Annotated in this window: 14 protein-coding genes; 10 read left to right on the forward strand and 4 right to left on the reverse strand. The window is 63.9% G+C overall.

The window, feature by feature from the left end:
• Positions 1 to 138: 138 nt before the first annotated feature.
• A complete protein-coding gene (locus MJ643_RS21760) occupies positions 139 to 2,127 on the reverse strand; it encodes a hybrid sensor histidine kinase/response regulator (protein ID WP_013974336.1) in 1,989 nt (662 codons plus the stop codon).
• Between the two features lie 265 nt (positions 2,128 to 2,392).
• On the opposite strand from MJ643_RS21760, the gene MJ643_RS21765 reads away from it, so the two are divergent.
• The 4 genes from MJ643_RS21765 to MJ643_RS21780 all read left to right on the forward strand — a co-directional run bounded on the left by MJ643_RS21765 (position 2,393) and on the right by MJ643_RS21780 (position 5,927).
• The gene (locus MJ643_RS21765) at positions 2,393 to 3,190 is read left to right on the forward strand and encodes a hydroxymethylpyrimidine/phosphomethylpyrimidine kinase (protein ID WP_024087784.1); all 798 of its coding nucleotides are present in this window, start codon (positions 2,393 to 2,395) and stop codon (positions 3,188 to 3,190) included.
• 13 nt (positions 3,191 to 3,203) lie between these two features.
• On the forward strand, positions 3,204 to 3,827 hold the full coding sequence (gene thiE, locus MJ643_RS21770) for a thiamine phosphate synthase (protein ID WP_024087785.1): 624 nt from the start codon (positions 3,204 to 3,206) through the stop codon (positions 3,825 to 3,827).
• A 14-nt stretch (positions 3,828 to 3,841) separates the two neighbouring features.
• Positions 3,842 to 5,125, forward strand: a complete 1,284-nt coding sequence (gene hemL, locus MJ643_RS21775; protein ID WP_013974339.1) for a glutamate-1-semialdehyde 2,1-aminomutase — start codon at positions 3,842 to 3,844, stop codon at positions 5,123 to 5,125.
• A gap of 256 nt (positions 5,126 to 5,381) precedes the next feature.
• Positions 5,382 to 5,927, forward strand: coding sequence for a sel1 repeat family protein (locus MJ643_RS21780; protein WP_003257587.1), 546 nt, complete (start codon positions 5,382 to 5,384; stop codon positions 5,925 to 5,927).
• Positions 5,928 to 5,930: 3 nt separating this feature from the next.
• Here MJ643_RS21780 and MJ643_RS21785 read toward each other — a convergent pair whose 3' ends face one another.
• Positions 5,931 to 6,257 (reverse strand): DUF1820 family protein, encoded by a 327-nt coding sequence (locus tag MJ643_RS21785; RefSeq protein ID WP_013974341.1) that lies wholly within the window; start codon positions 6,255 to 6,257, stop codon positions 5,931 to 5,933.
• A 168-nt stretch (positions 6,258 to 6,425) separates the two neighbouring features.
• Between MJ643_RS21785 and MJ643_RS21790 the strand changes: the two genes are divergently transcribed.
• The 4 genes from MJ643_RS21790 to lnt are packed head-to-tail and all read left to right on the forward strand — an operon-like array spanning position 6,426 to position 10,281.
• Entirely contained in the window at positions 6,426 to 7,424 is a 999-nt protein-coding gene (locus MJ643_RS21790; RefSeq protein ID WP_013974342.1) for a PhoH family protein, read from the forward strand.
• The gene (gene ybeY / locus MJ643_RS21795; RefSeq protein WP_013974343.1) at positions 7,417 to 7,890 is read left to right on the forward strand and encodes an rRNA maturation RNase YbeY; all 474 of its coding nucleotides are present in this window, start codon (positions 7,417 to 7,419) and stop codon (positions 7,888 to 7,890) included. Before MJ643_RS21790 ends, ybeY begins: the two co-directional genes overlap by 8 nt.
• Before the next feature lie 25 nt (positions 7,891 to 7,915).
• The gene (locus tag MJ643_RS21800) at positions 7,916 to 8,755 is read left to right on the forward strand and encodes an HlyC/CorC family transporter (protein WP_003257584.1); all 840 of its coding nucleotides are present in this window, start codon (positions 7,916 to 7,918) and stop codon (positions 8,753 to 8,755) included.
• An 8-nt stretch (positions 8,756 to 8,763) separates the two neighbouring features.
• Positions 8,764 to 10,281, forward strand: coding sequence for an apolipoprotein N-acyltransferase (gene lnt, locus MJ643_RS21805; protein WP_013974344.1), 1,518 nt, complete (start codon positions 8,764 to 8,766; stop codon positions 10,279 to 10,281).
• A 125-nt stretch (positions 10,282 to 10,406) separates the two neighbouring features.
• Here lnt and MJ643_RS21810 read toward each other — a convergent pair whose 3' ends face one another.
• Together MJ643_RS21810 and MJ643_RS21815 are read right to left on the reverse strand one after the other, a co-directional pair.
• Positions 10,407 to 11,168, reverse strand: a complete 762-nt coding sequence (locus tag MJ643_RS21810) for a YdcF family protein (RefSeq protein ID WP_024087786.1) — start codon at positions 11,166 to 11,168, stop codon at positions 10,407 to 10,409.
• 135 nt (positions 11,169 to 11,303) lie between these two features.
• A complete protein-coding gene (locus MJ643_RS21815; RefSeq protein ID WP_003257582.1) occupies positions 11,304 to 11,618 on the reverse strand; it encodes a hypothetical protein in 315 nt (104 codons plus the stop codon).
• A gap of 227 nt (positions 11,619 to 11,845) precedes the next feature.
• Here MJ643_RS21815 and leuS point away from each other — a divergent pair, with 227 nt between their 5' ends.
• A complete protein-coding gene (gene leuS / locus MJ643_RS21820; protein WP_024087787.1) occupies positions 11,846 to 14,452 on the forward strand; it encodes a leucine--tRNA ligase in 2,607 nt (868 codons plus the stop codon).
• Between the two features lie 60 nt (positions 14,453 to 14,512).
• Complete coding sequence (lptE, locus tag MJ643_RS21825) at positions 14,513 to 15,118, forward strand: LPS assembly lipoprotein LptE (protein ID WP_024087788.1); 606 nt, start codon at positions 14,513 to 14,515, stop codon at positions 15,116 to 15,118.
• The last annotated feature ends 15 nt before the right edge of the window (positions 15,119 to 15,133 follow it).

Raw genomic sequence — 15,133 nt, forward strand, 5'->3', positions numbered from 1 at the left:
GGCCTGCCTGGCGGCAGGCCATTACCGGCCCGAACACAAAAAAACTGACAGTCCCACTCAGCGCCAAACCTGTGGGAGCGGGCGTGCCCGCGAAGGGCTGCAAAGCAGCCCCAACAAAGCCTGCGGAAACGAAAACCTCTAAAGCAACCGTCGCGTCTGCAGAACATTCGATGCCATCTGCACCTGCGCAATAGCCATGTTCAAACTCAACTCGAACCGGCTCCCCAACCCCCGCGTCGACTCATGCGACAACCGTGCCCCCAGCAATTCCCCCATCTGCCGGCAGATCGACAAACCAATCCCCAGCCCGCCGTAACGCCGGGTCATCGAGCCATCCACCTGGAAGAAGCGCTGGTACAGGGTCGCCTGATCGAGATCATCGAAGCCGATACCGCTGTCGCTGACCATGAAGGTCAGCGCCAAGTCGTCAGGCCCCACCCGGCGCCCGCGCACCTGGATCATCACCCCGCCCTGGTGGGTGAACTTCAAACCGTTGTCCACCAGGCACCCCAGGCAGCGGGCCAGCTTCTGAGCATCGCCCAGCAACCCGTCCGGCACATCGGCCGGGATGTCCAGGCTCAGGTACAAGCCTTTGCCCAAAGCCTGCCCGGCATAACCGGCACGTACGCCCTGCAGCAGGTCACGCAGGCTGAATGGCGCCGGCTGCGCGCGCAGGCGGCCGGCCTGCAGTTCGGACAGGGTCAGGATGGCATCGACCATATCCATCATGCCCTGGGCCGAGCCCACCGCCGTGCGGTGGTACTGGGCCATCTCGGCCTCCATCGGCAGGGTATGCATCAGCTCCAGCGAGCCGATCACGCCATTCATCGGTGTGCGCAGTTCATGGGTCACGCTGGCCAGGAATTCATCTTTCAGCCGGTTGCTCCTGGCCAGTTGCAGGTTCAGTTGTTCCAGCGTGCGCCCGGTGTCGCGCAAGGTCTGCGCCTGCTGCTCGCGCAGGCTGTTGATGCGGTCAGCCAGCGCCAGCGACAGCAAGGCCACCTCAAGCGCCGACCCCAGCTGGCTGGCATACATGGTGATGAACACGTTCGGCAGGTAGCCCAACACCATCAGGGTGTTGACCAGCCCACCGAGCAGGAACGCAGTCCAGGCGATGATGAACCAGCGTGCCACGCGCAAGCCACGCCACCAGGCATACAGCCCGGCAGCGAAGATGCTCACGGTAAACAGCAACGCCAGCACCGTGGCCATGCGCAAAGCGACACCGTAGCGCATGGTCACCGCCAGCACCATGACCAGCGCGCCACCCAGCATCAGCAACTGCAGCAGCCGATCGAAAGCACGGCTGATGCTGCCAAGTTGCAGGAAATGCCGGGCGAACTGGCAACCGAACAGGCCTGCGGAACCGATGAACAACGGCGTCGAGGCATTTGCCCACCACGGGCTGTCCGGCCAGAAGTAGGCCACACCGGCGCCATTAACCGACACCTGGTAAAAGCCGAACGAGGCGATATAGAGGATGTAATAGAGGTAGCTGACGTCGCGCACGCTGAGGTAGATGAACAGGTTGTACACCAGCATCACCAGCAGCACGCCATAGATTATCCCCAGCACATACAGGCGCGTAGGCTGCTCCTCCATGTAGGCCTGGGCGGACCACAGCGCCAGCGGCGCCTGCACCGAGCCCTGGCTGTGCAGACGCAAGTAGGCGGTGGTCACCTGGCCAGGCTGCAGCTGCAGTTCGAACAGGTAGTTGTTCTGCAGTATTTGACGGCTGTGGTAGGGCAAGGCGTCGCCGGTACGCCGGGCCAGGCGGTAACTGCCGCTGCCGTCGGGCAGGTAGAGCTCGAGGTGATCCAGCGGTGGGTAGGCCAACTCCAGCAGCCATTGCCGTGGGGCGGCGCCAGGCGCGGCTACAGGGCGCAGTTCGACCTTGAGCCAGAACACCGAGGTGGAATAACCGGCGTTCAACACGTCTTTGTGGTGGGGGCGAAAATGCTTGGCGAAATCAGGGGCACTGACCTGGGTGATGCTGGCACTGCCATCGGGGTCTTCATAAACCTGCATGGCCTTGCCCAGCGGAAGATGCCGGGTAGCTGCGTCGAAATCGACTGCCCCGGCCAGCGCGGGCAGCAAGCCCAGAAGCACAATCAGCAAATAGCGCATACAGCCCCAGCATGGCCTGTCCAGTCGAGTCGCGGTTGCCTCCCATCCGTTTGAGACGACACGATCCGGCAGAACCCGTTTGTAGAGTTATCCGAGCACTCTAGCATAGCTTCGCAACCTGGCAATCGACCATATCCAATCACAAAGAAAAGGCTCTAAATCAATGCTTTCAGAAATTAAACCGGCAAAAATCTGACCTTATGATCAACAAAACTCATTTGTAGGACGATCCGCCCAAACAGGATTGGTGGTAAGCTCGCCGACCATGAATACCTACAGCTCCCGCCCCGTTGTCCTCTGTCTCTCCGGCCACGACCCCAGTGGCGGCGCCGGCCTGCAGGCAGATATCGAAGCCCTGATCGCCCAAGGCTGTCATGCCGCACCCGCAGTGACCGCCCTGACCGTGCAGGATACCGTCAACGTTTCCGACTTCCGCGTGCTCGACCGCGAGTGGGTGCTGGCCCAGGCCAACGCCGTGCTGGCCGACTCCTCGGTGGCCGCCGTCAAACTCGGCATGCTCGGTTCGATCGAAATGGTCGACACCGTCGCCGAACTGCTGGCGGCCCACCCGCATCTGCCGCTGGTCTGCGACCCAGTGCTGCGTGCCGGTGGTGGTGGTCGCCTGGGCAAGGACGAAGTGGGCTACGCCCTGCGCGAACGCCTGCTGCCGCTGGCGACCATCGCCACGCCGAACCTGCCCGAAGCCCGCATCCTTGCCGAACTGCCCGAAGGCACCGCCGACGAGTGTGCCGAGAAACTGTTGCCGTTCTGTAGACACCTGCTGATTACCGGCGGTCACGGCGACGAAGACGAAATTCACAACCGCCTGTACAGCCGCGACGGCCAGCACCACACCTGGACCTGCCAGCGCCTGCCGGGCAGCTACCACGGTTCGGGCTGCACCCTGGCCAGTGCCCTGGCCGGCCGCCTGGCCCTTGGCGAGCAGCTGGAAAGCGCCGTCCGCAGCGCCCTGGACTACACCTGGCGCACCCTGCGTGACGCCGAACAGCTGGGCAAGGGCCAGTTCGTGCCGCGCCGCCTGCCGCTGGATTTCTGCTCCTGACACGAGGCCTCCAATGAAGCTACGCGGTCTGTACGCCATCACCGACAGCCAGCTGCTCGCTGGCCGTTTCCTGTCCCATGTCGAGGCGGCACTGGAAGGCGGCGTATGCCTGCTGCAGTACCGCGACAAAAGTGACGACGCGGCACGCCGCCTGCGCGAAGCTGAAGGGCTGATGCAGCTCTGCGAGCGCTACGGCACTCAGCTGATCATCAACGACGACGCCGAACTGGCCGCGCGCCTGGGCGTCGGCGCGCACCTGGGCCAGACCGACGGCCCGCTGACCCCGGCCCGCGCATTGCTCGGACGCCAGGCAATCATTGGCTCCACCTGCCACGCCAGCCTCGAGCTGGCCGCCCAGGCTGCCAGCGAAGGCGCCAGCTACGTGGCCTTTGGCCGCTTCTTCAATTCTGTCACCAAGCCGGGTGCACCCGCTGCCAACATCGAATTGCTGGAGCAGGCCCGCGCCCAGGTGAAACTGCCGATCGCGGTGATCGGCGGCATTACCCTCGACAACGCCGCCCCGCTGGTCGCCCATGGCGCCGACCTGCTGGCGGTGATCCACGGCCTGTTCGGTGCCGACAGCGCGCAGGAAGTCACCCGCCGCGCCCGCGCCTTCAACGCCTTGTTCGCATCCTGATTCGAGAGATCCCCATGTCCCGTTCCGAAGCCCTGTTCGCCCAAGCCCAGAAGCACATCCCCGGTGGCGTCAACTCGCCGGTCCGCGCTTTCAAGAGCGTTGGCGGCACGCCGCTGTTCTTCAAGCATGCCGAAGGCGCCTACGTCGTTGACGAGGATGACAAGCGCTACGTCGACTACGTCGGCTCCTGGGGCCCGATGATCCTCGGCCACGGCCACCCGGAGGTACTGGACTCGGTACGCAGGCAGCTGGAGCACGGCCTGTCCTATGGCGCCCCGACCGCCATGGAAACCGAGATGGCCGACCTGGTCTGCTCGCTGGTGCCATCCATGGAGATGGTGCGCATGGTCAGCTCGGGCACCGAAGCCACCATGAGCGCCATCCGCCTGGCCCGTGGCTACACCGGCCGTGACGCCATCATCAAGTTCGAAGGCTGCTACCACGGCCACTCCGACAGCCTGCTGGTAAAAGCAGGCTCCGGCCTGCTGACCCAGGGCGTGCCGAGCTCGGCGGGCGTGCCGGCGGACTTCGCCAAACACACCCTGACCCTGCCGTTCAACGACATCGCCGCCGTCGAGAAGACCCTGGCCGAAGTCGGCCAGACCGTAGCCTGCATCATCGTCGAGCCGGTAGCCGGCAACATGAACTGCGTACCGCCGGCGCCAGGCTTCCTCGAAGGCCTGCGCGAGCAGTGCGACAAGCACGGCGTGGTGTTGATCTTCGACGAAGTGATGACCGGTTTCCGCGTTTCGCTCGGCGGCGCCCAGGGCCACTATGGCATCAAGCCGGACCTGTCGACCTTCGGCAAGATCGTCGGCGGCGGCATGCCGGTCGGCTGCTTCGGCGGCAAGCGTGAAATCATGGGCTGCATTGCCCCGCTCGGCCCGGTCTACCAGGCCGGTACCCTGTCGGGTAACCCGCTGGCCATGGCCGCCGGCCTGACCACCCTGAAGCTGATCAGCCGCCCGGGCTTCCACGCCGAGCTGACCGACTACACCAGCCGCATGCTCGACGGCCTGCAACAGCGCGCCGATGCCGCTGGCGTGCCGTTCGTCACCACCCAGGCCGGTGCAATGTTCGGCCTGTACTTCAGCGGCGCCGACGACATCGTCACCTTCGAAGACGTGATGGCCAGCGATGCCGAGCGCTTCAAGCGCTTCTTCCACCTGATGCTCGATGGTGGCGTGTACCTGGCGCCGAGCGCGTTCGAGGCCGGTTTTACCTCCATCGCCCATGGGGACAAGGAGCTGCAGATCACACTGGATGCGGCTGAAAAGGCTTTTGCAGCCCTGAAGTAATTTTCAGCCTGTACCGGGCTCTTCGCGGGTAAACCCGCTCCCACAGGGACTGCGCCCCCGTGAAAGCGGTGCGGTCCCTGTGGGAGCGGGTTTACCCGCGAAGAGGCCGGTACAGGCAACAAATACCCATGCACAATCAGCTGACTTCCCCAACCAAGCAGAAATTCGAGTAAAACTTTGTAAGGTTGGCGCTGCTTATCCCATAATGTGCCACCAGAGACATTGGCCGCAGCTTTGCAGAGGTAAGTCGATCCCCATGAACCGCACCGGCCGCGCCCTGACCCTGGGCTGCCTGTTGCTTCTTCAGCCCCTGCTGGCTCTGGCGGAGGGCGGTAACTCGTTGCTCATTCCGGCGACGGGCCGCTGCACCTTGAATGTCCAGCCTGAAGACCTGGCAAACGCCCTCAAGGCTTGTGAGCAGACGGCAACGGCGGGGGATGCCCAGGCGCAATTCGAACTGGGCGAGTACTACTACACGCAAACGCCGAAAAACCTGGGCAAAGCCCTGAACTGGTTCGAAAAGGCCTCGCTGCAAGGCCATGCCGAGGCCCAGTACCGCCTGGGCGCCATGTTCTTCCGTGGCGAAGGGGTCAAGGCCAACAATGTGCAGGCCTACATACTGCTGAAGATGGCCGCGGTCAACGGCGCCGAGGATGCGCTGGACATGGCCGACGAAGTGACCGAGCAAATGCCCCGCGACGAGCTGGAGCATGCCACCCAGGTGCTCGGCCAGATCTTCCGCAAGTACCTGCTGGAACTGCAGAACGCCGAAGGGCGCACGCCGTTCTCGCCACTCCCCTGAGGGTTACTTTTCCGGCATCGGCATGGGGAACGGCATCACGTTGCCGCCGCCCTTGGCTTCACTGATCTTAGCCGTGCCCAGTCGCTCCACCTCGTCGATGCGCACGATCGAGTGCATCGGCACGAAGCTGCGGATCACCCCATCGAACTGGCTCTTGAGCTTCTCCTCGCTCGGGTCCACCACCAGCTGCGAACGCTCGCCGAACACGAACTCCTCGATTTCCAGGAACCCCCACAGGTCGCTCTGGTAGATCTGCTTGGCATACATCTCGAAGACCTGCCCCTGGTTGAGGAAGATCACTTTATAGATGGCAGGTTCGCGTTTGCTCATGTTCGTCGGGATAACACATGCGTAAGAAAAGGCGGGCATCATACCAGTGCCCGCGAAGAGGCCGGAACAGGCCATACATACCGTTGAACGTTTCAGTGCTTTCGCCACTGCCATTCAAGGGTTATTCTTGAGTTCACATTCATTGCCGTCGAGCGGCTAAAAACGACCTTGAACGCACCCATACAACCCCATCGCTTCATCCTCGAACCTTTCGAGGCCCACCGTTTCGCCAACTTGTGCGGCCAGTTCGACGAGCACCTGCGCCTGATCGAACAGCGCCTGGCCATCGAGATCCGCAACCGCGGCAATCAGTTCGAACTGATCGGCGAACCCAAGACCACCTCCGCTGCCGAACAACTGCTGCGCCGTCTCTACCGCGAGACGAAGGCCAGCGACCTGTCACCGGAAACCGTGCATCTGTACCTGCAGGAATCGACCGTCGAGAACATCGACAACCCGGCCGTCAACGAGGTCAGCGTGTCGCTGCGCACGCGCAAGGGCAACATCCGCCCGCGCGGAGTCAACCAGCAACGCTACGTAAAAGAAATCCTGGCCAACGACATCAACTTCGGCATCGGCCCGGCCGGTACCGGCAAGACCTACCTGGCCGTGGCCTGCGCCGTGGACGCGCTGGAACGCGAACAGGTGCGCCGGATCCTGCTGGTGCGCCCGGCGGTCGAGGCGGGCGAAAAGCTCGGCTTCCTGCCCGGCGACCTGGCCCAGAAGATCGACCCGTACCTGCGCCCGCTGTACGACGCCCTGTACGAAATGCTCGGCTTCGAACATGTGGCCAAGCTGATCGAGCGCCAGGTGATCGAGATCGCGCCGCTGGCCTACATGCGTGGCCGCACCCTGAACAACAGCTTCATCATCCTCGACGAAAGCCAGAACACCACGCTGGAACAGATGAAGATGTTCCTTACCCGTATCGGCTTTGGCTCCACCGCGGTCATCACCGGTGACATCACCCAGGTTGACCTGCCCCGCGGCACCAAGTCAGGCCTGGCACACGTCATCGAGGTGCTGAAGGACGTTCCGGGGATCAGCTTCACCCACTTCCAACCCAAAGATGTGGTTCGTCACCCACTGGTGCAGCGCATTGTCGAGGCCTACGACCGCTTCGATGCCCGCCAGGCCAAGCCCGAGGCGCCCGGCAAAGATGCTTGAACTCGATATTCAACGGGCCACGGATGCTGCCGCCCCGGATGACACCGCCTTTCGCCGCTGGTGCGAACTGGCCCTGCGCCAGCGCAGCGCCGATTCGGAAATGACCATTCGCCTGGTCGACGAAGCCGAAGGCCGCGAGCTGAACCACACCTACCGGCACAAGGACTACGCGACCAATGTGCTGTCGTTCCCGGCCGACGTCCCCGACGACCTGCTCGATATCCCGTTGCTGGGCGACCTGGTGATCTGCGTGCCAGTGGTCGAGCGCGAAGCCGCCGATCAAGGCAAGTCGCTGGAAGCGCACTGGGCACACCTGGTCATACACGGTTGCCTGCACCTGCTCGGCTACGACCACATCGAAGATGAGGAAGCCGAGGAAATGGAAGGCCTGGAACGGGAATTGCTGGCAGAACTGGGTCATCCCGACCCGTACGCCGACGATGAAACCGACACCATCACACACTGAAACACGAAGGATCACGAGAACCGCCATGAGCGAAGATCGATCGAGCAACGGGCAGAAGTCCTGGCTGGGTAAACTGACCCAGGCTTTTGCCCATGAGCCGAAAAACCGCCAGCAGCTCCTTGAACTGCTGCGCGAAGCCCATCAGAACAAACTGCTGGACAGCGAAGCGCTGACCATCGTCGAAGGCGCCATCCAGGTGGCCGACCTGCAGGTTCGCGACATCATGGTGCCGCGTTCGCAGATGATCAGCATCAAGGCCAGCCAGTCGCCCCGCGAGTTCCTGCCGGCGGTGATCGACGCCGCGCACTCGCGCTACCCGGTGATCGGCGAAAGCCACGACGATGTGCTCGGTATCCTGCTCGCCAAGGACCTGCTGCCGCTGATCCTCAAGGAGAATGGCGACAGCTTCAACATCAAGGACCTGCTGCGCCCGGCCACTTTCGTGCCCGAGTCCAAGCGCCTGAACGTGCTGCTGCGCGAGTTCCGCGCCAACCATAACCACATGGCCATCGTCATCGACGAGTACGGCGGCGTGGCCGGCCTGGTCACCATCGAGGACGTGCTGGAGCAGATCGTCGGCGATATCGAGGACGAGCACGACGTCGAGGAAGACAGCTACATCAAACCGCTGCCCAGCGGCGACTTCCTGGTCAAGGCGCTTACCCCGATCGAAAACTTCAACGAGTTCTTCGACAGCGAATTCTCCGATGACGAGTTCGACACCGTCGGCGGCCTGGTAATGAGCGCCTTCGGTCACCTGCCCAAGCGCAACGAGACCACCGAGATCGGCCCTTACAAGTTCCGTATTCTCAATGCCGACAGCCGGCGGATACACTTGCTGCGCCTGACACCGATCACCCGTTAAGGACAAACATGCGTTGGATCACCCGCCCCGGCTGGCCCGGTAACCTGCTGGCCCTGGCGGCCGGTGCCTCCACCCTCCTGGCCCTGGCGCCTTTCGACATCTGGCCCTTGGCCGTGTTGTCCATCGCCCTGCTCTACCTCGGCCTGCGCGAGCTCAGCCCGCGCCAGGCCATGTGGCGCGGCTGGTGGTTCGGCTTCGGCCTGTACGGTGCCGGTACCTGGTGGATCTACGTCAGCATGAACACCTACGGCGGTGCCTCGCCGCTGCTGGCGATCCTGCTGCTGCTGGCCTTCTTCGCCGCCCTGGCCTGGTTCTTCGCCCTGCCCACCTGGCTGTGGGCACGCTGGCTGCGCCGCACCGAAGCACCACTGGCCGACGCCTTGTGCTTTGCCGCCCTGTGGCTGCTGCAAGAGGCCTTCCGCGGCTGGTTCCTGACCGGCTTCCCCTGGCTCTACGCCGGCTACAGCCAGCTGGACGGCCCGCTGGCCGGCCTGGCACCGCTGGGTGGCGTGTGGCTGATTTCCTTCGCACTGGCCCTGACCGCTGCCCTGTTGTGCAACGTGCACCGCCTGCGCGCCCGCCCCTCGTTCCTCGCGGTGGGCTGCCTGCTGTTGCTGGCCCCGTGGGTGCTGGGCCTGGCGCTCAAGGGCCATGCCTGGACCAAGCCGGCGGGCGACCCACTGAAAGTGGCGGCCATCCAGGGCAACGTCGAGCAGGACCTGAAATGGGACCCGGCACACATCGATGCGCAACTGGCGCTGTACCGTGACCTGAGCTTCAGCTCCAGGCCGGTAGACCTGCTGGTGTGGCCGGAAACCGCGGTCCCGGTGCTCAAGGACCAGGCCCAAGGCTATATCGACGTGATGGGCCGGTTTGCCGCCGAGCGGCATTCGGCGCTGATTACCGGCGTGCCGGTGCGTGAAGTGGTGCATCACCAGCGCCGCTACTACAACGGCATCACCGTCACTGGTGAAGGCGATGGCACCTACCTCAAGCAGAAGCTGGTGCCTTTTGGCGAGTATGTGCCGCTGCAGGACATGCTGCGTGGCCTGATCGAGTTCTTCAACCTGCCCATGTCGGACTTCGCCCGCGGGCCGGAAGACCAGCCGCTGCTGCAGGCCAAGGGCTACCAGATTGCGCCGTACATCTGCTACGAAGTGGTCTACCCCGAATTCGCCGCCGGCCTGGCGGCCCGCAGCGACCTGCTGCTGACCATCAGCAACGACACCTGGTTCGGTACCTCGATCGGCCCGTTGCAGCACCTGCAGATGGCACAGATGCGCGCGCTGGAAGCCGGGCGCTGGATGATCCGCGCCACCAACAATGGCGTGACCGCGCTGATCGACCCGTTTGGCCGCATTACCACGCAGGTACCGCAGTTCCAGCAGGCGGTGCTGTATGGCGAGGTGGTGCCGATGCAGAAGCTGACGCCGTACCTGCAATGGCGGTCGTGGCCGCTGGCGATTGTCTGCGCATTGCTGCTGGGTTGGGCGTTGCTGGCCGGGCGCATTGCCAAGACCGTTTGAGTTTTCCTGTACCGGCCTCTTCGCGGGTAAACCCGCTCCCACAGGGACCGCACAAGCCCATGGCCTGCGGTGTACCTGTGGGAGCGGGCGTGCCCGCGAAGAGGCCGGTACAGGCAGTACAAGGCTCAGTAGAACAGCCGATACCCCACCAACCCGGCCACTTCATTGAGCAACTGCCCGCTCTGCCACATCGCCCGGCTCTCCGGCAGCAACCCGCCGAACGGCCGCGCATGATCGCGCCCGAGGAACCCGACTGGCGCCGGCACCACCTCGAACCCCGCCTGCTCGAAGCTCCAGCGCGAGCGCTGCATGTGCCAGGCCTGGGTCACCACGACCACACGGCGAATTCCCAACGGCTGCAGCACCTTGGCCGTCAGCCGGGCATTCTCCCAGGTAGTGCGGCTGCCCTCCTCTCGCCATTTCACCTCGACACCGAAATCTTCACGCAGGCGATCAGCCATCAACTGCGCCTCGCTCGGCGGCGAGCCATAGTGCAACCCGCCACTGGTCAACACCGGCAAGCCCGAAGCCTTGGCCAGCCGTGCGGCAAAGCGCATGCGCTCCAGCGCCGTGGCTGTGGGCTGGTCGCCACCACCCCAGGCCGGGTCACCTCGCTCACGCCCCGCGCCCAGCACCACAATGGCATCTGCCCGGCTTGCCAGGCCGGCCCAATCGCTTACCGCCAGCGGCGCTTCCGTCTCCAGCACACGAGCGGTTTCCTGCACCACCAGCGGCAGGCTCATCAGCCACAGGCCACCAAGGCCCAGAGCAAAGCACAGCGCTGCCAGCCGGGGCCGACGGCGGCGCAGCCACCACGCCACAAGCAGCAGCAGGAACAGCACGCCTGGCGGCATCAGCCATTGTTTGACGAAGAATCGGATCGACATTGGCCACACCTCCTTGGCAGGCGTGCAGCCTAGAAGGATCGACGCCGGTCAACAAGGGTGTGGCCGGCGCCGATCGTGAGCTGTGCAAAATTTAAGAACCGGCGCGCGATAGCCTGCGCCTGGCGTCCTGAACGGCTAGCGATGCGGCAGCGTCCTGGATCTCGCCGTGCTGGCGGGGCGTTTCTTGTCCTTGAGCCAGATGATCTTGGCCGATGTCGGCTCCGCTTGTGGGTAACTGCCGACACAGGCATTGTGGCGCTCCGGGAGGGAATCCAGGTAGGCCTTGATCAGTTCGAACTCTGCGTGGCTCAGGCCACGCAATTCCAGCTCGGCTGGCATTTCGTCGCGCAATCGCACCGAGGTCCTGGCCACTTCCAGCGCCAGGCCAAGCCGGTCGATCAGGCGTTCGTATAGCTCCGGTCTGATTGCGGGTAGCTGCGTCTCTCCCATCCGTTCACCTCATTGAAGATAAGAATATCTCCCCCCACACCTGAGCTTAGCGTCGTTCAAAAAAGCAGCCGTGTGCCGCGACCAGCGGGCATTCGCAACGAAGGTTTCCCACGATGCGCGGCGCTGCTGTATGCTACGGCGTTCACTCTAAACGACACCGGAGTGCCGGACGCAGCGAGGTTCCGCTGCCTGGAACAAGGTCTCTTCCCTCTCAGCAAAAAGTAGCCATGCACGAACAATACACGCCCCGTGATATCGAAGCCGCCGCCCAGAAGTTCTGGGACGAGCAACAATCGTTCGCTGTTACCGAACAGCCAGGCAAGGACACCTACTACTGCCTGTCGATGTTCCCGTACCCGAGCGGCAAGCTACACATGGGCCACGTGCGCAACTACACCATCGGTGACGTGATTGCCCGCTACCAGCGCATGCTGGGCAAGAACGTCCTGCAGCCGATGGGCTGGGACGCATTCGGTATGCCCGCGGAAAACGCGGCGATGAAGAACAACGTCGCCCCGGCCAAGTGGACGTACGAAAACATCGACTACATGAAGACCCAGCTCAAGAGCCTGGGTCTGGCCATCGACTGGGCACGTGAAGTCACCACCTGCAAGCCCGACTACTACCGCTGGGAGCAGTGGCTGTTCACCCGCCTGTTCGAGAAAGGCATCATCTACCGCAAGAACGGTACCGTGAACTGGGACCCGGCGGACCAGACCGTACTGGCCAACGAGCAGGTCATCGACGGCCGTGGCTGGCGTTCGGGCGCGCTGATCGAGAAGCGCGAAATCCCGATGTACTATTTCCGCATCACCGACTACGCAGACGAGCTGCTGGAAAGCCTCGACGAGCTGCCGGGCTGGCCTGAGCAGGTCAAGACCATGCAGCGCAACTGGATCGGCAAGTCGCGCGGCATGGAAGTGCAGTTCCCGTACGACCTGGCCAGCATCGGCCACGAAGGCACCCTCAAGGTCTTCACCACCCGTCCCGACACGCTGATGGGTGCCACCTACGTCGCCGTCGCCGCCGAACACCCGCTGGCCACCCAAGCCGCCCAGGGCAACCCGGCGCTGCAGGCGTTCATCGATGAGTGCAAGAGCGGCAGCGTTGCCGAAGCCGACATGGCCACCCAGGAGAAGAAGGGCATGGCCACTTCCCTGCTGGTCGAGCACCCGCTGACCGGCGAGAAGCTGCCGGTATGGGTCGCCAACTACGTGCTGATGCACTACGGCGATGGCGCCGTCATGGCCGTGCCGGCCCACGACGAGCGCGACTTCGAGTTCGCCCACAAGTACAACCTGCCGGTCAAGGCGGTGGTGCGCACCAGCGCTGGCGATGAAGTCGGCAACGAGTGGCTGGCCGCCTATGGCGAGCACGGCCAGCTGATCAACTCCGGCGAATTCGACGGCCTGGACTTCGCCGGTGCCTTCGACGCCATCGAAGCCGCCCTGATCCGCAAGGAGCTGGGCAAATCGCGTACCCAGTTCCGCCTGCGTGACTGGGGTATCAGCCGCCAGCGCTACTGGGGCTGCCCGATCCCGATCATCCACTGCCCGTCCTGCGGCGACGTACCGGTGCCGGAAGACCAGCTGCCGGTCACCCTGCCGGAGAACGTGGTGCCGGACGGTGCCGGTTCGCCACTGGCGCGCATGCCTGAATTCTACGAGTGCAACTGCCCGAAATGCGGCACCGCGGCCAAGCGCGAAACCGACACCATGGACACCTTCGTCGAGTCGTCCTGGTACTTCGCCCGCTACGCCTCGCCGAACTACGAAGGTGGCATGGTCGACCCGAAAGCGGCCAACCACTGGCTGCCGGTCGACCAGTACATCGGCGGTATCGAGCACGCCATCCTGCACCTGCTGTACGCGCGCTTCTTCCACAAGCTGATGCGTGACGAAGGCCTGGTCACCTCGAACGAGCCGTTCAAGAACCTGCTGACCCAGGGCATGGTGGTCGCCGAAACCTACTACCGTGTGGCCAGCAACGGCGGCAAGGACTGGTTCAACCCGGCCGATGTCGAGGTCGAGCGTGATGCCAAGGCCAAGATCATTGGCGCCCGCCTGAAGACCGACGGCCTGCCGGTGGAAATCGGTGGCACCGAGAAGATGTCGAAGTCGAAGAACAACGGCGTCGACCCGCAATCGATGATCGACCAGTACGGCGCCGACACCTGCCGCCTGTTCATGATGTTCGCCTCGCCGCCCGACATGAGCCTGGAATGGTCCGACTCCGGCGTCGAAGGCGCCAGCCGCTTCCTGCGCCGCGTCTGGCGCCTGGCCCAGGCTCATGTAGCCCAAGGCCTGCCGGGCAAGCTGGATGTCGCCGCCCTGGACGACGCGCAGAAGGTCATCCGCCGCGCCATCCACGCCGCCATCAAGCAGGCCAGCACCGACGTGGGCCAGTTCCACAAGTTCAACACCGCCATCGCCCAGGTGATGACCGTGATGAACGTGCTGGAAAAGGCTCCGCAGGCCACTGAACAGGACCGTGCCCTGCTGCAGGAAGGCCTGGAGGCCGTCACTCTGCTGCTGGCGCCGATCACCCCGCACATCTCCCACGAGCTGTGGCAACAGCTGGGCCACCAGCAGGCCGTCATCGACGCCAGCTGGCCAGCCGTCGACGAGGCAGCCCTGGTACAGGACACCGTCACCCTGGTGGTGCAGGTCAACGGCAAGCTGCGTGGCCAGGTCGAAATGCCGGCCGCCGCCAGCCGCGAAGAAATCGAAGCCGCCGCGCGCAGCAACGAGAACGTCCTGCGCTTCATCGATGGCCTGACCATCCGCAAGGTCATCGTGGTACCGGGCAAGCTGGTCAACATCGTCGCCAACTGATGGCAACGCCCGCCCGCAGGCACTGCGGGCGGGCGAACAGGCCCACAAGGGAGCAACAACATGATCAAACGCAATTTGCTGGTAATTGGCCTGGCGGTCATGCTCAGCGCCTGCGGTTTCCAGCTGCGCGGCACCGGCTCCACCGAACTGAGCGTGAAGGAAATGGACGTAAGCGCACGCAACGCCTACGGCCCGACCGTGGTCCAGCTGCGTGAAGTACTGCAGCGTAGCGGCGTCAACGTGCACGCTGGTGCACCGTACCGCTTGGTGCTGACCAACGAGCAGGAGCGCGAGCGCTCGGCGACCTACAACAGCGGCAACCGTACCGCCGAGTACGAGCTGACCACCGTGCTGAACTACAGTATCCAGGGCCTGAACAACCTGGAGCTGATGAGCGACAAGCTGGAAGTGCGCAAGATCTACTTGCGTGACGGCTCGAACATCACCGGCTCCGAGCAGGAAGCCGTCCGCGCCCGCGAAGAAATGCGTCGCGACCTGGTCAACGCCATGGTCGTTCGCCTGCAGTTGCTGACCCCGTCCCAGCTGGACGAGCTGCAGCGTCAAGCCGACGAACGTGCCAAGGCCGAAGCCGCTGCGCTGGAGGCCGCTCGCCGCCAGCAGGCCGAAACGCCTCAGCAGTCGCCACTGGAAGTACCGGGCAACTAAGCCCGAGCGGGGTAC

This window comes from Pseudomonas sp. PNPG3, from assembly GCF_023093815.1.
In the GTDB taxonomy this organism is placed as follows: Bacteria; Pseudomonadota; Gammaproteobacteria; order Pseudomonadales; family Pseudomonadaceae; genus Aquipseudomonas; species Aquipseudomonas asiatica.

What these genes read in the sequence shown, in the direction of transcription:
- MJ643_RS21760 (WP_013974336.1), bottom strand. Translation starts at nt 2,127, where the DNA reads ATGCGCTATTTGCTGATTGTGCTTCTGGGCTTGCTGCCCGCGCTGGCC.
- MJ643_RS21765 (WP_024087784.1), top strand. Translation starts at nt 2,393, where the DNA reads ATGAATACCTACAGCTCCCGCCCCGTTGTCCTCTGTCTCTCCGGCCAC.
- thiE (WP_024087785.1), top strand. Translation starts at nt 3,204, where the DNA reads ATGAAGCTACGCGGTCTGTACGCCATCACCGACAGCCAGCTGCTCGCT.
- hemL (WP_013974339.1), top strand. Translation starts at nt 3,842, where the DNA reads ATGTCCCGTTCCGAAGCCCTGTTCGCCCAAGCCCAGAAGCACATCCCC.
- MJ643_RS21780 (WP_003257587.1), top strand. Translation starts at nt 5,382, where the DNA reads ATGAACCGCACCGGCCGCGCCCTGACCCTGGGCTGCCTGTTGCTTCTT.
- MJ643_RS21785 (WP_013974341.1), bottom strand. Translation starts at nt 6,257, where the DNA reads ATGAGCAAACGCGAACCTGCCATCTATAAAGTGATCTTCCTCAACCAG.
- ybeY (WP_013974343.1), top strand. Translation starts at nt 7,417, where the DNA reads ATGCTTGAACTCGATATTCAACGGGCCACGGATGCTGCCGCCCCGGAT.
- MJ643_RS21800 (WP_003257584.1), top strand. Translation starts at nt 7,916, where the DNA reads ATGAGCGAAGATCGATCGAGCAACGGGCAGAAGTCCTGGCTGGGTAAA.
- lnt (WP_013974344.1), top strand. Translation starts at nt 8,764, where the DNA reads ATGCGTTGGATCACCCGCCCCGGCTGGCCCGGTAACCTGCTGGCCCTG.
- MJ643_RS21810 (WP_024087786.1), bottom strand. Translation starts at nt 11,168, where the DNA reads ATGTCGATCCGATTCTTCGTCAAACAATGGCTGATGCCGCCAGGCGTG.
- MJ643_RS21815 (WP_003257582.1), bottom strand. Translation starts at nt 11,618, where the DNA reads ATGGGAGAGACGCAGCTACCCGCAATCAGACCGGAGCTATACGAACGC.
- leuS (WP_024087787.1), top strand. Translation starts at nt 11,846, where the DNA reads ATGCACGAACAATACACGCCCCGTGATATCGAAGCCGCCGCCCAGAAG.
- lptE (WP_024087788.1), top strand. Translation starts at nt 14,513, where the DNA reads ATGATCAAACGCAATTTGCTGGTAATTGGCCTGGCGGTCATGCTCAGC.